General features: G+C 69.6%; 15 protein-coding genes. 8 read left to right on the top strand and 7 right to left on the bottom strand.

Annotated elements, in window-relative coordinates; translation table 11 throughout:
• The 4 genes from VZF99_RS02805 to VZF99_RS02790 are packed head-to-tail and all read left to right on the top strand — an operon-like array spanning position 1 to position 4210.
• Positions 1-1170 (top strand): acyl-CoA dehydrogenase family protein, encoded by a 1170-nt coding sequence (locus tag VZF99_RS02805; RefSeq protein ID WP_407335654.1) that lies wholly within the window; start codon positions 1-3, stop codon positions 1168-1170.
• Between the two features lie 18 nt (positions 1171-1188).
• Positions 1189-2205 carry an acyl-CoA dehydrogenase family protein gene (locus tag VZF99_RS02800; RefSeq protein ID WP_407335653.1) on the top strand — a complete coding sequence of 339 codons (1017 nt, stop codon included), beginning with the start codon at positions 1189-1191 and terminating at the stop codon, positions 2203-2205.
• Positions 2202-3365: an acyl-CoA dehydrogenase family protein gene (locus tag VZF99_RS02795; RefSeq protein ID WP_407335652.1), complete on the top strand. Its 1164-nt coding sequence runs from the start codon at positions 2202-2204 to the stop codon at positions 3363-3365. Before VZF99_RS02800 ends, VZF99_RS02795 begins: the two co-directional genes overlap by 4 nt.
• A gap of 23 nt (positions 3366-3388) precedes the next feature.
• Positions 3389-4210, top strand: a complete 822-nt coding sequence (locus VZF99_RS02790) for an inositol monophosphatase family protein (RefSeq protein WP_067711783.1) — start codon at positions 3389-3391, stop codon at positions 4208-4210.
• Here the strand turns inward: VZF99_RS02790 and VZF99_RS02785 are convergent.
• Genes VZF99_RS02785 through hsaA form a run of 5 tightly spaced genes read right to left on the bottom strand, consistent with a single transcriptional unit; the run spans position 4207 to position 9335 of the window.
• The gene (locus VZF99_RS02785; RefSeq protein WP_407335651.1) at positions 4207-5403 is read right to left on the bottom strand and encodes a sulfotransferase family protein; all 1197 of its coding nucleotides are present in this window, start codon (positions 5401-5403) and stop codon (positions 4207-4209) included. The two genes, VZF99_RS02790 and VZF99_RS02785, sit on opposite strands and share 4 nt — an antisense overlap.
• Positions 5400-6584, bottom strand: coding sequence for a hypothetical protein (locus VZF99_RS02780; protein ID WP_407336069.1), 1185 nt, complete (start codon positions 6582-6584; stop codon positions 5400-5402). Before VZF99_RS02780 ends, VZF99_RS02785 begins: the two co-directional genes overlap by 4 nt.
• Positions 6581-7165, bottom strand: coding sequence for a 3-hydroxy-9,10-secoandrosta-1,3,5(10)-triene-9,17-dione monooxygenase reductase subunit (gene hsaB, locus VZF99_RS02775; protein WP_159147715.1), 585 nt, complete (start codon positions 7163-7165; stop codon positions 6581-6583). Before hsaB ends, VZF99_RS02780 begins: the two co-directional genes overlap by 4 nt.
• Before the next feature lie 60 nt (positions 7166-7225).
• Positions 7226-8128, bottom strand: a complete 903-nt coding sequence (gene hsaC, locus VZF99_RS02770; protein ID WP_154828961.1) for an iron-dependent extradiol dioxygenase HsaC — start codon at positions 8126-8128, stop codon at positions 7226-7228.
• A 31-nt stretch (positions 8129-8159) separates the two neighbouring features.
• On the bottom strand, positions 8160-9335 hold the full coding sequence (gene hsaA / locus VZF99_RS02765) for a 3-hydroxy-9,10-secoandrosta-1,3,5(10)-triene-9,17-dione monooxygenase oxygenase subunit (RefSeq protein ID WP_119192656.1): 1176 nt from the start codon (positions 9333-9335) through the stop codon (positions 8160-8162).
• 187 nt (positions 9336-9522) lie between these two features.
• Between hsaA and VZF99_RS02760 the strand changes: the two genes are divergently transcribed.
• From VZF99_RS02760 to VZF99_RS02745, 4 genes are all read left to right on the top strand, one after another.
• Positions 9523-10746, top strand: coding sequence for a Rieske 2Fe-2S domain-containing protein (locus VZF99_RS02760; RefSeq protein ID WP_119192655.1), 1224 nt, complete (start codon positions 9523-9525; stop codon positions 10744-10746).
• A complete protein-coding gene (locus tag VZF99_RS02755) occupies positions 10746-11141 on the top strand; it encodes a hypothetical protein (protein WP_067711766.1) in 396 nt (131 codons plus the stop codon). The genes VZF99_RS02760 and VZF99_RS02755 overlap by 1 nt, the downstream gene beginning before the upstream one ends.
• 115 nt (positions 11142-11256) lie before the next feature.
• A complete protein-coding gene (locus VZF99_RS02750) occupies positions 11257-12318 on the top strand; it encodes a ferredoxin--NADP reductase (RefSeq protein WP_259822934.1) in 1062 nt (353 codons plus the stop codon).
• A gap of 40 nt (positions 12319-12358) precedes the next feature.
• The gene (locus VZF99_RS02745; RefSeq protein ID WP_159147720.1) at positions 12359-12877 is read left to right on the top strand and encodes a flavodoxin domain-containing protein; all 519 of its coding nucleotides are present in this window, start codon (positions 12359-12361) and stop codon (positions 12875-12877) included.
• A gap of 60 nt (positions 12878-12937) precedes the next feature.
• On the opposite strand, the gene dmpG is transcribed toward VZF99_RS02745, so the two are convergent.
• Entirely contained in the window at positions 12938-14002 is a 1065-nt protein-coding gene (gene dmpG / locus VZF99_RS02740; RefSeq protein WP_067711758.1) for a 4-hydroxy-2-oxovalerate aldolase, read from the bottom strand.
• Between the two features lie 5 nt (positions 14003-14007).
• Positions 14008-14925 (bottom strand): acetaldehyde dehydrogenase (acetylating), encoded by a 918-nt coding sequence (locus VZF99_RS02735; RefSeq protein WP_154828967.1) that lies wholly within the window; start codon positions 14923-14925, stop codon positions 14008-14010.
• Between the last annotated feature and the right edge of the window lie 61 nt (positions 14926-14986).

Below are 14986 nucleotides of genomic sequence, written 5' to 3'. Positions count from 1 at the left end.
GTGGATCTGGATCTGGACGCATCGACCCGCGAGTTCCGGCTCGAGGTGCGGCAGTGGCTCGAGGCCAACGTGCCCACCGAGCCGCTGCCCCACATGGACACCCGCGAGGGCTTCGAGGCCCACCGCCGGTGGGAGGCGACGATGGCAGACGCCCGCATGTCGGTCGTGTCGTGGCCCGAGGAGTTCGGCGGCCGCGACTGCGGGCTGGTCAACTGGGTGGTCTTCGAGGAGGAGTACTTCCGCGCCGGAGCCCCGCTGCGGGTGAGCCAGAACGGCATCTTCCTGCTGGCCCCGACCCTGTTCGACCACGCCTCCCCCGAGCAGCTGGCCCACATCATGCCGCGCATGGCCCGGGCAGACGACATCTGGGCGCAGGCCTGGTCCGAGCCCGAGGCCGGCTCCGACCTGGCGTCACTGCGCTCGACCGCCAAGCGCGTCGACGGCGGCTGGGTCCTCAACGGGCAGAAGGTGTGGTCCACCCGCGCGTCGTTCGCCGACAAGGGCTTCGGCCTGTTCCGCACGGACCCGGACGAACCCCGCCACAAGGGCCTGACCTACTTCATGTTCGACCTGCGGGCCGAGGGCGTCACCGTGCGCCCGATCGATCAGCTCGACGGGCTGCCCGGCTTCGCCGAACTGTTCCTCGAGGACGTCTTCGTGCCCGACGACCCGGCGAACCCCGCCGAGTCCGGCGTGATCGGCGAGGTCAACCAGGGCTGGAAGGTGGCCATGTCCACCGCCAACAACGAGCGCGGCCTCTCTCTGCGCTCCCCCGGACGGTTCCTCGCCACGACCGACCGGCTGCTCGACCTGTGGGACACCGCCGAGGCCGACCTCGACGACCGCACCCGTGGGTCCCTGGCGGACCGCGTCGTAGACGCGTGGATCGGGTCGCGCGCCTACGAGCTGAGCACCTGGAACACGGTCACGAAACTCACCGGAGGCGCCAACCTCGGTTTCGAGTCCTCCATCAACAAGGTCTTCTGGTCGGACTGGGACATCGCGACCCACGAGACCGCCCTCGACGTCCTCGGCACCGCCGGCGAGCTCGCCGGTGAGCAGTGGATGGACGGCTACCTGTTCGCCCTCGCCGGCCCCATCTACGCGGGCACCAACGAGGTCCAGAAGAACATCATCGCCGAGCGACTCCTCGGCCTCCCGCGCGGCTGAGAAGGCGGTTTTCTGAACATGCAGTTCGCACTCGATCCCGAGATCATCGACTTCGCCGGCAGCATCGACTCCCTGCTGGCCAAGTCCGACATGCCCACGGTGATCCGCTCGTGGGCCGCCGGTGACACGGCCCCCGGCACCGCCGTGTGGGGCCGCGTCGCCGAGACGGGCGCCGCCGCCCTGCTCATCGACGAGGCCGCCGGCGGCGCCGGCGCCACCGCGGTCGAGGCCGTGGCCGCGCTCGAGGTCCTGGGCCGCCACGCGGTGCCGGGTCCCGTCGTGGAGACCGTCATGGTGGCGCCCCGTATCGCCGCCGCCCTCGGCGGGGACTCCGACGCCGGGGACGTGGCCGGGGAGATCGCCGGCGGTGCGCTGGCGTCCGTCGCCGCGCCCGGTGTGTCGCCGTTCGCGCCGGACCCCCACCTCGCGCAGTACCTGTGGGTGGTGTCCGACGACGAGGTGTTCACCGCCGAGGCCGGCGAGACCCGTCGGTCGGTCGACCGGGCCCGCACGGTGGCCACCCCCGCGCGCGGAGCCCGCACGGCAGCGGTGAGCACCACCGACCTGATCAACCACGGCGCGCTCGGCACCGCGGCCCAGCTCCAGGGCCTCGGGCAGGCCATGCTCACGATGAGCGTCGACTACGCCACGCAGCGCAAGCAGTACGGAAAGCTCATCGGCGAGTACCAGGCGCTCAAGCACCAGCTGGCCGAGGTGGCGATCGCGCTCGAGATGGCCCGTCCGCTGCTCTGGGCCGGCGCACTGGCGATCGCCGAGAACCCCGGCGACCCCGACGCCGCGGTCCGCGACGTCTCCGCCGCCCGCGTGGCCGTGGCGGACGCCGCCTACCTGGCCGCCCGCACGGCGCTGCAGGTGCACGGCGCGATCGGCTACACGCTGGAGCACGACCTGGGCCTGTGGCTGACCAAGACCCGCGCCCTGCAGACGGCGTGGGGCACGCAGAGCTACCACCGCGGTCGGGTGCTGGACTCACTGCGCGGCGAGGGTGCCGGAGCCGCGGGGACCGCCCGATGACCGCGCCCGCCACCCCGGCGACCGCCACCCCCGGCGTCGACACCGAGGAGCAGGCCGCGTTGCGGCAGTCCGTGGCCGCGCTGCTGGAGAAGAAGTCGGACTCCGCCGCCGTGCGGGCCGCGTTCAGCTCCCCCGACGGGTACGACCCCGCGCTGTGGGCGACGCTGGTCGACCAGATCGGGGCCGCCGCACTGTCGATCCCCGAGGAGCACGATGGCGCCGGAGCCACCTGGCTGGAGACCCACCTGGTGTGCGAGGAGCTGGGCCGACGCCTCACGCCCTCCCCCATGCTCGGGTCGGCCGTCCTCGCCGCCCAGGCCGTGCTGGCCACCGGCGACGCCGACGCGTATGCCCGCCTCCTGCCCGGAATCGCCGCCGGCGACCTGTCCGCGCTGTGCTGGGCGGGGCTCGACGGCTGGGCCACCCCGGGGGTCCGCGCCGACGGCACGGCGCAGGGCAATGCCACGCTCACCGGCACCGCCCATCACGTCCTCGGCGCCGACACCGCCGCCACGCTGCTCGTCGTGGCGGTCGCCGGAGACGAGGTCGGCCTGTTCGAGTTGCCCGCCGACGCGGCCGGCGTCACCGTGACCCGCGTGCCGGTGATGGACCCCACCCGCACCCTGGCGCGCGTGGAGTTCGACGGCGCCGCGGCCACCGCGATCCCCACCCGTTCGAGCTTCCTGTCCCGCCTGCGCGCCGCCGGGTGGGCCGCACTGTCGGCCGAGCAGGTCGGTGCCGCCCGCGCCGTGCTGGACGCCACCGTGCAGTACACGCAGGAGCGCAAGCAGTTCGGCCGGGTCATCGGGTCGTTCCAGGCGCTCAAGCACCGGATGGCCGACATGTACGTCAAGGTCGAGACCGCCCGGTCGCTGTCCTACTCCGCCGCCGCCTCCGTCGCCGAGGCGCAGGCGCTCGGCGACGGGCCCGCCGCCGACGAGGCGGCCTACGCGGCGGAGATCGAGGCCGCCGCGGCCAAGGTCTACTGTTCCGAGGCCCTGCAGTGGATCGCCGGGGAGTCGATCCAGCTCCACGGGGGCGTCGGCATCACCTGGGAGTACGACGCCCACCTGTACTTCAAGCGGGCCCACGGGACAGCGCAACTGCTCGGACAACCGCACGAACTCCTCGCCGCCCTGGAGGTCGCGGCGGGGCTGTAGCCGGGGCCACTAGAATCACCCGCATGAGCCCCTTCCCCGCGCACGGACGGACCAACGACCAGCGGTCGGCCGAGGACCTCGCGGCCCAGGCCGGTCGCCTGCTCACCGACCTGCGGGTCTCACGGGTGGCGCCGGAGGATCTCGGTGCGTTCGCGGAGGCCGAGGCGCAGTCCGTCATCATCGACCGACTGGCCGTGGCGAGGCCCGGCGACCTCGTGTTCGGCGAGTGGGACCCCGACTCCCGCGCCCGGCTGGAGGCCGACCGCGTGTGGTTCGTCGATCCCCTCGACGGAGTGCGCTCCTACGTGACCGAGGGCCGCCCCGACTGGGCCGTCCACGTGGCCCTGTGGGAGAAGGACCCCGAGGGTGTCGGCGGCATCACCGCGTGCGCGATCGCCATGCCCGCCTATGGCCGGGTCCTCACCGGGCGCGGCGCCACCACCTATCAACCCACGTCGATCATCCGCGGCCCCCGGCCCGGACCACTGGTGCCGCCCCGCGAGGACGACCGCCTGCGCATCGCCGTCTCCGAGGCCGAGCCGCCCGCGTTCGCCGAGGAACTCGCCGAGGAGCTCGACGCCTCCCTGGTCCACCTCGGATCCGGCGGCGGCAAGACCGCCACCGTGCTCGAGGGTGAGTGCGACGCGTACATCCACACCAGCGGTCACCACCAGTGGGACTCCGCGGCCACTGTGGGCGTGGTGCAGCAACGCGGCCTGCACGCCAGCGCCCTGGACGGCTCCGAGCTGGTCTACAACACCGAGCAGATCGAGTTCCCGGACCTGCTGGTGTGCACGCAGGACGTGGCCGAGACGATCATCGACGCGGTCCGCAGATACCTCTAGCGCTCCAGGCCGCGGTAGCCGGCGAACCGCTCCGCGATCAGCTCCTCGCTGAGCCCGTAGTCGGCGAGCGTGTAGCGGTGCGCGGGGGCGCGGTCGCCGGACAGGCTCTTGTCGTTCTCGGCCACCACGCCCGCGCGCACGTCCTCCGGCAGCTCCGTGCCGACGGCGCCGTAGACGCGCTCCACCACGCCGGCCGGATCTGCCAGCAGCTCATGGTGATCGACGTCGACGAACGTCGCCCGTGTCGTCGGGTCCGCCTCGTGCCGGGCGCGGGCGGCGTCGAAGGTCTCGACGCCCCGCGCCCAGAAGTCCAGCTGTGACTCACCTATGTACTGAGGGGTGAACCGCGTGGACCATTCCGCGGCGGTCTTGTGCGCGAGCGAGCACATCGACGCCATGGATTTGCGCGGATCGCGATGCGTCTGCACCACGACCGCGTCGGGGTAGACCTCGAGCAACGCGTCGAGGGCGAACAGGTGACTCGGGTTCTTGAGCACCCAGCGACGCTCGGGATCATTCGCCCCGATGAGCTGGAGGTTCCGCTTGTGCCGCCGGTACGCGGGCACCCAGTCGGCACCGGCCAGCCACTGCGAGTAGCCGTCGAGCCGGGCCAGGCACTCGTACGACGCCGACGTGAGCGACTGCCGCAGCAACTGCCAGCACTCCTCGAGGTCGTCCGCGGAGATGTAGTGCACGCCGCCGTAGTCGGGGTTCTCCGCCATGAAGCCGGAGTACAGGTCCCGCAGGCCAACGTAGGCGGGGTCGTCCTCCCACTTCTCGCGCGGCGGCCGCGGCTGCGGCACCTCGGTCAACCACAGTTCGAGCCCCTGGTTGGCGGGGTCCGCGCCCAGGAGCCGGTGCAGCGCCGTGGTGCCGGTGCGGGGCAACCCGGTGACGACGACGGGCCGCTCGATCGCCACCTCCGCCCCGGCCGGGTCCGCCGAGAATCCCGCGTTCGCCAGCAACCGGGCGGTGAGCGCGCTCTTGAGGACCGACCGCCAGTACTTGCTGCCGGCCGGGGTCAGGCCCGCGTCGGAGTGCAGGGAGTCCAACAGGATCCCCAGCGCCTCACGGTGCCCGTCCTCGCCGTCGCCGAAGTCCTCGAGTCCGACCGTGCGCGAGGCGCTGGCGTGCAGGTCCTCGACGGTGCCGACATGCACACGGTCGGTGTCGCCTCCGGCCGAGACGGTCATGAGAGCCCCCTCCGGGCGAACGCGTCCTGGCGGGCGGCGATCCGCTCGCGCCACTGCTCCGGCGTCACCCGCAACTCCTCGAACCCGGGCACCTCGTCGGCGAGCCGATCGAACGGCACCACCTTCACGGTGGGGCCCAGCTCCGGTGTGATGGGATCTCCCACCCGCTGCCAACGGAACTGCATGATGCCCTCGCGGCGGCCCAGCGTCTCGACCCAGTTGGCCAGCCCCGGGTCGCGCTCGGAGACCACCAGATGGATCAGTCCGTCGGAGGTGACGTGCGCCTGGTCGGCGGTGAGACTGGTCTGGTGGTGCACGTACTCCAGCGAGGCGTACCACATGCTGCCCAGCTGGAAGCCCTGGTAGGGCACCCCGGCGACGGGCACAGAGATCACCATGGCCTCGTCCGGACCGAGCTCGAAGACGCCCGCGGACGAGAACTGCGTGGTGAGCCCACCCGGCGTCTGCCGCGGTTCGTTCAGCGTGTTGCGGGCCTGGTCGCCGAAGAACCACTCCGGGAACGCCAGCCACGTCCGCAGCCGCCCGACGAGCGCCTCGGCGAGCTTGGCGTAGAACTTCTCCTGCCCGGCGAGCGTCACCGGCTCCGGTGCGGTGCCGACCGTGTCGAGTCTGCGGATGATCGCCGACCCGGCCTCCTCACGGCTCCAGTCGGAGTACACCTCGCGGACCGCGATCATGGACGATCCCGGGTGGAGCACCACGTAGCCGGCGTCGCCCTCGTCGTCGTCGTACCTCGCCGGTCCCAATCGGAAGCGATACCGGCCGTCGGCGTCGATCTCCAACGCACGGTCGTCGAACGCCGCGTGCGACGCGGCGCGCTCGTCGGCCGAATACGTCCCGGCCATGACCTGGAACGACAGGTCCGCGGTGGTACCGCGCCGACCCTCGATCTCGTACTCGGCGCCGTCGGTGAGGTTGGCGTAGAAGTACAGCGTGTCCGGGTTGTCCAGGCCCATCTTGGTGTACGGGCCCGTGGCCTGGAACAGCTGCGGGTGACTGCGCCCGCGGTGCTGGCCGGTCTCGATGGCCCCCCGGATGGTCCCCATCAGGTAGTCCAGGCCCTCCGCGACGTCCTCCTCGGTGTGGACGTGCGGCGCCGAGCGGATGATCTCCTCCGCCTCCGCCAGCGCACCCGCCAGCGGTCCCGTCACGCCGCTCACAGCCACGTGTAGGAGTCGGCGGAGGTGATGAAGTTCTCCAACTCCTCCTGCTCGGGCGTCGGGTCGACCACGTCCTCTTCGATGCTGAGGTAGGCACCGCGGTAGAACAGCAACGGGCGGATGTCGCGCTTGGTCGGGCCGAGGTTGTCGACCCGCCCCAGCACGATCCAGTGATCGCCGCCGTCGAGGACCTGGTCGATCTCGCAGTCCAACCACGCCATGACGCCGTCGATCACCGGCGAGCCCAGCGGGCTGGGCGACCAGTCGATCTGCGCGAACTTGTCGTCACCGCGGCGGCCGAACGTCGAGGAGACGTCCTCCTGGTCCTCGGACAGGATGTTCACCACGAACCGTCCCGCCTTCTCGATCCCCTTCCACGAACCCGAGGTCTTCATCGGGCAGAACAGCACCAACGGCGGCTCGAGCGACAGTGCCGAGAACGACTGGCAGGCGAAACCCACCGGCTTGTCGTCCTCGACAGCGGTGATGACGGTGATCCCCGTACAGAACTGTCCCAGTGCGTCACGCAGTTCACGGCTGCTGAAGGACTGGCCCTCCGGGCTCTCGTCGGTGCTGCTCATGTGGGTCGTCCTCCCTGGACTTTCGGCTCGTGAACTGTCTGCAAGGCCCAGCCTAGGCGGCTACTTGAACCCGACGGAGAAGTCGTGGCCCCACAGGCTCACGGCCGTCGACTCACGCGCCACCCATTTCTCGTCGTCCTCGACCTGCACGCCCTCACAGCCGTACTCGCAGTCGAAGCCTCCGGGCGTCTTCATGTAGAAGCTCAGCATCTTGTCGTTGACGTGCCGGCCGAGCGAGGCCGACATCCTCACCTTCTTACGCGTCGCCCGGTCCAGCGCCAGCCCCACGTCGTCCGCGGTGCCGACCTCGACCATCAGGTGGATGATCCCGGTCGGGTTGGGGAACGGGGTGAACGCCAGCGAGTGGTGCCGCGGGTTGCAGCCGAGGAACCGCAGCCACGCGGGCTCGCCGTCGGCCGGTCGGCCCACGATCTCCGGCGGCAGGCTCATCGAGTCACGCAGCGTGAACCCCAGGACGTCACGGTAGAACTCGAGCGCCGCGGTCTCGTCCGGGGTGGACAGGACGATGTGGCCCGCACCCTGGTCGCCGGTGACGAACTCGTGCCCGTACGGCGTCGGGATGCGACGGTGCTGCAGCGCGATGGTGTGGTAGATCTCCAGCGTGAACCCGGCCGGGTCCTGACAGGTGATCAGCCCCCGCACCTTGCGGTCGCGCGCCACCTCGGCCGGGGCGTCCTCCCAGGGCACACCGGCCGCGTCGAGGCGCCGCTTGACGTCCTCGAACTCGCCCTCGTTCGCACACTCCCAGCCCACCGCGGAGAGTGTGTCCTCCTCGCCGGGGACGATGATCCACCGGTGCGGATGATCGTCCATGCGGAAGTAGAGCGACTCGGGATCGTCGCCCGATCCCACCACGAAACCCAGCACCTTCGTGCCGTACTCGTGCCAGGCGGCCATGTCCGTGGCGAAGACCCGGACATACCCGAAATTGCTGATCGCCATAATTGCTAGTCCTTTCGATCCGTGAGGCGGATCAGACCATCGAGTCGGTGACCTTTTCGCCGAACTCGTTCTGCCCATACATGATGTACGCCTTGGTGGCCTCGTTGGCGGCGTGGACCCGCCCGGCGTTGGCATCCCGCCAGAATCGCTGGATCGGCGAGGTCTCCTCCAGGGCGCGGGCCCCGGAGTTCTGGAACAGCAGACCGATGGCGTCGATCGACCGCTGCGTGGCCCGGACCTGGTCGCGGCGGGCGCGCGTGCGGAGCTCCATGTCCGGGTACCCGCCGGCGGTGATGATGTCCTGCTCCTCGCGCACGTTGCGCATGAGCTGCAGCCACGCCGCGTCGATGTCACCGGCCGCCTCGGCCAGGCGCACCTTGGCGAACGGATCGTCCTTGACCGCGGTGCCGAACGCGGCGCGCACGCGCTCACGCTGGTGCCCGCGGTGCACCTCGTAGCAGCCGAACGCCATGCCGACGATCGGCGTCGAGATGGTGGTGGGGTGGATGGTGCCCCACGGCATCTTGTAGATGGGGTTGGTGTTGACCTCGAGCCCGGGGCTCTTGGTGGCCGCCATGAGACCGAAGGACAGTACGCGGTGCTCCGGGATGAGTGCGTCCTTGACCAGGATGTCGTTGGAGCCGGTGCCCTTGAGCCCGGCGACGTGCCAGACATCGAGGATCTCGTACTGGGACTTCTCGACCAGGAACGTGCAGAAGTCGACCATCTTGCCGTTGTCGTCGAGCACCGGGCCGCCCACGAAGACCCAGTCGGCGTGGTCGGAACCCGAGGACCAGGACCACTTGCCGTTGAGCACCAACCCGTCGGCGGTCTTCTTCGCCGCACCCATCGGCGCGTACGAGGACGAGATCCGCACCGTCGGGTCCTCGCCCCACACGTCCTCCTGCGCCTGCTGCGGGAAGAGCGCGAGGTGCCAGTTGTGGATACCGAGGATGCTCGCGCACCACCCGGTGGACGGGCACGCCGTCGCGATGGTCTTGACAGCGGTGTAGAAGGTCTCCATGTCCGCCTCGTACCCGCCCCACTGGGCCGGCTGGCACAGCTTGAAGAAGCCGGCCTCGTCGAGTTCCGCGATGTTCTGGGGATGGACCTTGCGCAGGTCCTCCGTCTCCTGGGCCCGCTCGGCGAAACCGGGCAGCAGAGCCGTGATGCGGTCGATGACCTCGTGGGAGGCGTACTCGCTCATGTGAACCTCTCTGGCGTTCGTGGGGGTGATGCGGACTAGACTAGAACACGTTACAGTTTTGCACCAGGCAACCGCCGCCGAGCAAGAGCTTCTGGCACCCTGTGCCAGCACTTACGCGCCCTGGTTGTGGCCTGCCCGCCCATTCTATAACCTGTTCTCATCCGGCTCACGCCCCTCAGGAGGAATCATGACCGCACCCGGCTCAGCCCCCGGAGCCGTCCGCGAGATCGATACCGGCAAGGCCCGGGATCGATATGCACGCGGCTGGCACTGCATCGGCACCGTCAAGGAGTTCTCCGACGGCAAGCCCCACTCCATCCACGCCTTCGGCACCAAGCTCGTGGTGTGGGCCGACGACGAGGGCGAGATCAAGGTCCTCGACGCGTACTGCCGCCACCTGGGCGGCGACCTGTCCGACGGCTCGATCAAGGACGGCAACATCGCGTGCCCGTTCCACGACTGGCGCTGGGGTGGCGACGGCAAGTGCAAGGGCATCCCCTACGCCAAGCGCGTTCCCCTGCGCGCCAAGACCCGCGCGTGGATCACCAACGTCCAGTCCGGCCAGGTCTTCGTCTGGCACGACCACGAGGGCAACCCGCCCCTCGAGGAGGACGCCATCCCGGTGATCGCCGAGTACGACACCGGTGAGTGGACCGACTGGGAGTGGAACCGCCTCGTCATCGAGGGCTCCAACTGCATGGAGATCGTCGACAACGTCGTCGACATGGCCCACTTCTACTACATCCACTTCGCGTTCCCGACGTACTTCAAGAACGTCTTCGAGGGCCAGACGGCGACCCAGTACCTCAACACCAAGGGCCGTCCGGACCACGACCCGTCCGGCGGCAAGTACGGCGACACCCTCCTGGAGTCCGAGGCCTCGTACTTCGGCCCCGCGTACATGATCAACCCCCTCAAGCAGATGTACGGCGACTTCGTCACCGACGCGATCCTCATCAACTGCCACTACCCGATCGACCAGAACTCGTTCGTGCTCATGTACGGACTCTCGGTGAAGAAGCCGCAGGGCTTCGACGACGAGACGTCGGCGAAGATGGCGGCGAAGATCGCGACCTTCTTCGGCGAGGGCTTCCTCCAGGACGTCCGGATCTGGCAGCGCAAGTCCTCGATCGCCAACCCCCTCCTCTGCGAGGAGGACGGCCCCGTCTACCAGCTCCGCCGCTGGTACGAGCAGTTCTACGTGGACCGCGACAAGGTCGAGCCCGAGATGCAGGAGCGTTTCGAGTTCGAGGTCGACACCACCGCGGCCAACCAGTACTGGGAGAGCGAGGTCGCCGAGAACATGCGCAAGCAGGCGGCGGGCGAGGCGGAGATCTCCGACGAGCAGACCCAGTACACCGGCATGGCCGAGGTCGCCGGCGAGGCGGGCGCGGCCCCGTCGAAGAACTGATGTTCAAGAAGAACGATTCGCGGCGCGCGCCCACCTGGGACGAGACCGACCCGGCGCGCGCCGCGCGGCTCCACGAGTACACCGACCTGGATCGCGAGACCTACACGCGGGCCGGCTTCCAGCCCGTCGAGTGCCGCAGTTGTGGCACCAGCGTGGCCGTGCGCAAGAACAGCGAGAAGCACACCTCGATCCAGTGGACGGAGGGCGGCGACCGTAACTGCCCAGTCCTCAACGAGTGGCGCGAGGGTGGTGCACGGCCCGATGGCGAGGACACGTGCCCCCGGATGCTCGCGAGCATCCGCTACGCCTACGCCGAGGGTCTGCTGACCATCGCCGAGGGCGTCGACCCGGCCGACGACGAGCACATGGTGAACCCGCTCTACGTCCCCGAGTAACACCCCGACGTCCGGCGACTTCCCCGAGGCGAGAACAGCCCGGAGGAGGTCGCCGTCGTCTGGGACAGTGCGCAGAAACCCGTCCGCGCGTATCCAAGCGATAGGCTCCCGATCCATGACCGAAACTCCCCCGCTCGGCTCCTTCGTGCGCGAGCTCACGATCGCCGAGGTGATCGAGGAGACCGCCGACGCCAAGTCGATCGTCTTCGACATCCCCGCCGGTTGCGAGGACGACTTCCGGTACACCCCCGGACAGTTCCTCACCCTGCGAGTTCCCAGTGAGCGGACCGGATCCGTCGCGCGCTGCTACTCCCTGTCGAGCTCCCCCACCGAGGACGCCCGGCTCAAGGTGACCGTCAAGCGCACGATCGACGGATACGGGTCCAACTGGCTGTGCGACAACGCCGAGGCCGGTATGAGCATGCACGTGCTCGCCCCGTCCGGCATCTTCACGCCCAAGAATCTCGACCAGGACTTCATCCTCCTGGCCGCGGGTTCGGGCGTGACCCCCGTGATGTCGATCCTCAAGTCGGCCCTCGCCCAGGGCACCGGCCACATCGTCATGGTTTATGCGAACCGCGACGAGAAGTCGGTCATCTTCAAGGACGAGCTGCAGCGCCTCCAGCGGGAGAACCCCGACCGCCTCACCGTTCTCCACTGGCTCGAGTCGGTCTCCGGCATCCCCACCGCGGAGATGATCGGCAACCTCCTCCAGCCCGTCGCGACCAAGCGGCACTCCTACATCTGCGGACCGGCGCCGTTCATGGAGACCGTCAAGGACGGGCTCCGCCGCTCGGGCGCCGACATGCACCTCATCCACACCGAGGTGTTCTCCTCGATCGAGGGCGACCCGTTCGCCGAGATCGTCATCGACGAGTCGGCCGACGAGGACGGCGCCGGCCCGGCGACCGCGATCGTCGAGCTCGACGACGAGGTCCACGAGGTCTCCTGGCCCCGCAAGACCCCGCTCCTCGACGTCCTGCTCTCCAAGGGGATCAAGGCACCGTTCTCCTGCCGGAAGGGCGAGTGCTCGGCGTGCGCCTGCATCCTCAAGTCCGGTGAGGTCGAGATGATGCACAACGGGATCCTCGACCCCGAAGAAGTGGAAGAGGGATACGTCCTGAGCTGCCAACTCCTCCCCAAGACCGACCGCGTCGAGGTGTCGTACTCCGAGTGAGCCCGCTCGGAATCCAGCCGGGGCTGGCAGACTCGGTGGCGTGACCAGCCCCGTCGTCGCCTTCACCTCCAGGTACGGCTCCACCCGGCGCTACGCCACCGCGCTCGGGAGGCGACTCGGCGCGCCCGCGGTCGAGCTCGCCGACCTCGCCCCCGCATCCGACGCCGACCCGCTGATCCTGCTCGCGCCCGTCTACGCGACGCGGATCCTCGGGCGACGTCGGATCATCCGGGCTATCCGCTCGGCTCCCGGGCGGGTCGCCCTCGTCGTCGTCGCGCTCTCCCCCGCGGACGACCCCGGGCGCGGCTCCCTCTCCGCCCGCCTGATCACCGCCACCGGCCGGGCCGTCACCACCTTCCACGTCCGAGGTGACCTCGACCCAGCCCGGCTCAACTGGGTCGACCGCACCCTCATGGCCGCGCTCCGCCGCCAGTTGCGCAGGACCCCCGACACGCCCGCCGCGCGGATGCTGTTGTCCGGCGAGCCCCTGCACTTCGTCGACGAGACGGCCCTCGACCCGGTCGTGGCCTGGGCGGACGGCGGCGACACCGCCCCCTGAACCGCCAGCAGCCGCGCATTCCGGGGGTCATCCGGGGCGCGCGGCTGCAGGCCGGGAGGATCAGGCGTTGGCCCGCTCCTTCTGGATTTCCAGCGCGATGTCGATGAGCTGGTCCTCCTGGCCGCCCACGAGTCGACGCTCACCGGCGCGGAGGAGGATCTCCGAGGCCGGCACGTCGTACCGCTGCGCGTGGCCCTCGGCGTGCTTCATGAAGGACGAGTAGCAGCCGGCGTAGCCGAGCATCATGGCCTGGCGGTCGACGACGCACTCGCTCGGCATGAGCGGGCGCACCACGTCCTCCGCGGCGTCGGCGATCTTGAAGAAGTCGACGCCGGTGGTGATGCCGAGCTTGTCGCACACGCCGACCAGTGCCTCGACGGGCGTGTTGCCCGCGCCGGCGCCGAACCGACGGGTGGAGCCGTCGATCTGCTGGGCGCCCGCGCGGATGGCCATGATGGAGTTGCCCACGCCGATGTCGAGGTTCTCGTGGCCGTGGAAGCCGACCTGGGCGTCGTCACCGAGCTCGGCGACGAGAGCCGAGACGCGGTCGGAGACCTGGTCCATGACGAGCGCCCCCGCCGAGTCGACGATGTAGACGCACTGGCAGCCGGCGTCGGCCATGATCCGGGCCTGCTTCGCGAGCACCTCCGGCGGCTGGGTGTGGCTCATCATGAGGAAACCGACGGTCTCCAGGCCGAGGTCGCGGGCGTAGCCGAAGTGCTGGATCGAGACGTCGGCCTCGGTGCAGTGGGTGGCCACGCGGCAGATCGACCCGCCATTGTCGCGGGCCTGGAGGATGTCGTCCTTGATACCCAGGCCGGGCAGCGTCAGGAACGCGATCTTGGCCTGCTTAGCGGTCTCGGCCGCGACCTTGATGAGGTCCTGGTCGTACGACTTGGCGAAGCCGTAGTTGAAGGAGGCGCCGCCGAGCCCGTCGCCGTGGGTGACCTCGATGACCGGGACGCCGGCGCCGTCGAGCGCGGCGACGACGTTGCGAACGTCCTCGACGGAGAACTGGTGCCGCTTGTGGTGCGAACCGTCGCGGAGCGAGGAGTCGGTGATGCGGATGTCGAGCTCGGCGCTATAGGCGCGGGCGTGGGCGTTGTGCGGGTTGGTCGTATCCATGTCTGTCACACTCCGAGCTTGGTCTTGGCGATGTCCTCGCCGACCTTGGTGGCGGCGGCGGTCATGATGTCGAGGTTGCCGGCGTACGGCGGCAGGAAGTCTCCGGCGCCCTCGACCTCGACGAAGATCGCGACGCGGGCCATACCGCCGGTGATCTCGGTGGGAGGGTCGAACTGCGGCTCCTGGAGTAGGCGGTAACCGGGCACGTACTCCTGGATCTCCTTCTCCCGCGTGCGGATGGCGGTGGTGATGAGGTCGTGGTCCGCGTCCTCGGGGATGGCGCAGAAGATCGTGTCGCGCATGATCATCGGCGGCTCGGCCGGGTTGAGGATGATGATGGCCTTGCCGCGCTTGGCGCCGCCTACTTTCTCGATCGCCAGCTTGGTGGTCTCGGTGAACTCGTCGATGTTGGCGCGGGTGCCCGGGCCGGCCGACTCGGAGGAGACGGAGGCGACGATCTCGGCGTATTCCACGGGCACGACCGAGGACACGGCGTGGACCATCGGGATGGTGGCCTGGCCGCCGCAGGTGACCATGTTGTGGTTGGGGGCGTCGACGTGCTCGTGGAGGTTCGCCGGCGGGATGACCATCGGGCCGACCGCCGCCGGGGTGAGGTCGATGGCGATGATGCCGGCCTCTTCGTACTTGGGCGCGTAGGCCTTGTGCACGTACGCGCTGGTGGCCTCGAACAGCAGGTCGGGCTTCTCGCCACCGGCCTCGATGGAGGTGAGCAGTTCGTCGGCGCCGCCCGCCATGCAGGTGAGGCCGTGGTCGGCGGCGCGCTTCATGCCCTCGGACTCGGCGTCGATGCCGATCATCCATTTGGGCTCGATGTACTCGCTGCGCTCGAGCTTGTACATGAGGTCGGTGCCGATGTTGCCGGACCCCACGATCGCGGCGGTGAGCTTGGTCTTGTCTGTCATGACGGAAGTGTCGCGCGGGCGGGCTCGCGGGACAACAGGTTGTGCCACTCAGTGAAATCGC

It is taken from the genome of Dietzia kunjamensis, from assembly GCF_045689975.1.
In the GTDB taxonomy this organism is placed as follows: Bacteria; Actinomycetota; Actinomycetes; order Mycobacteriales; family Mycobacteriaceae; genus Dietzia; species Dietzia kunjamensis.
The sequence above is the reverse complement of the archived record's forward strand: the minus strand, read 5'-3'. Positions and strand labels throughout refer to the sequence as shown.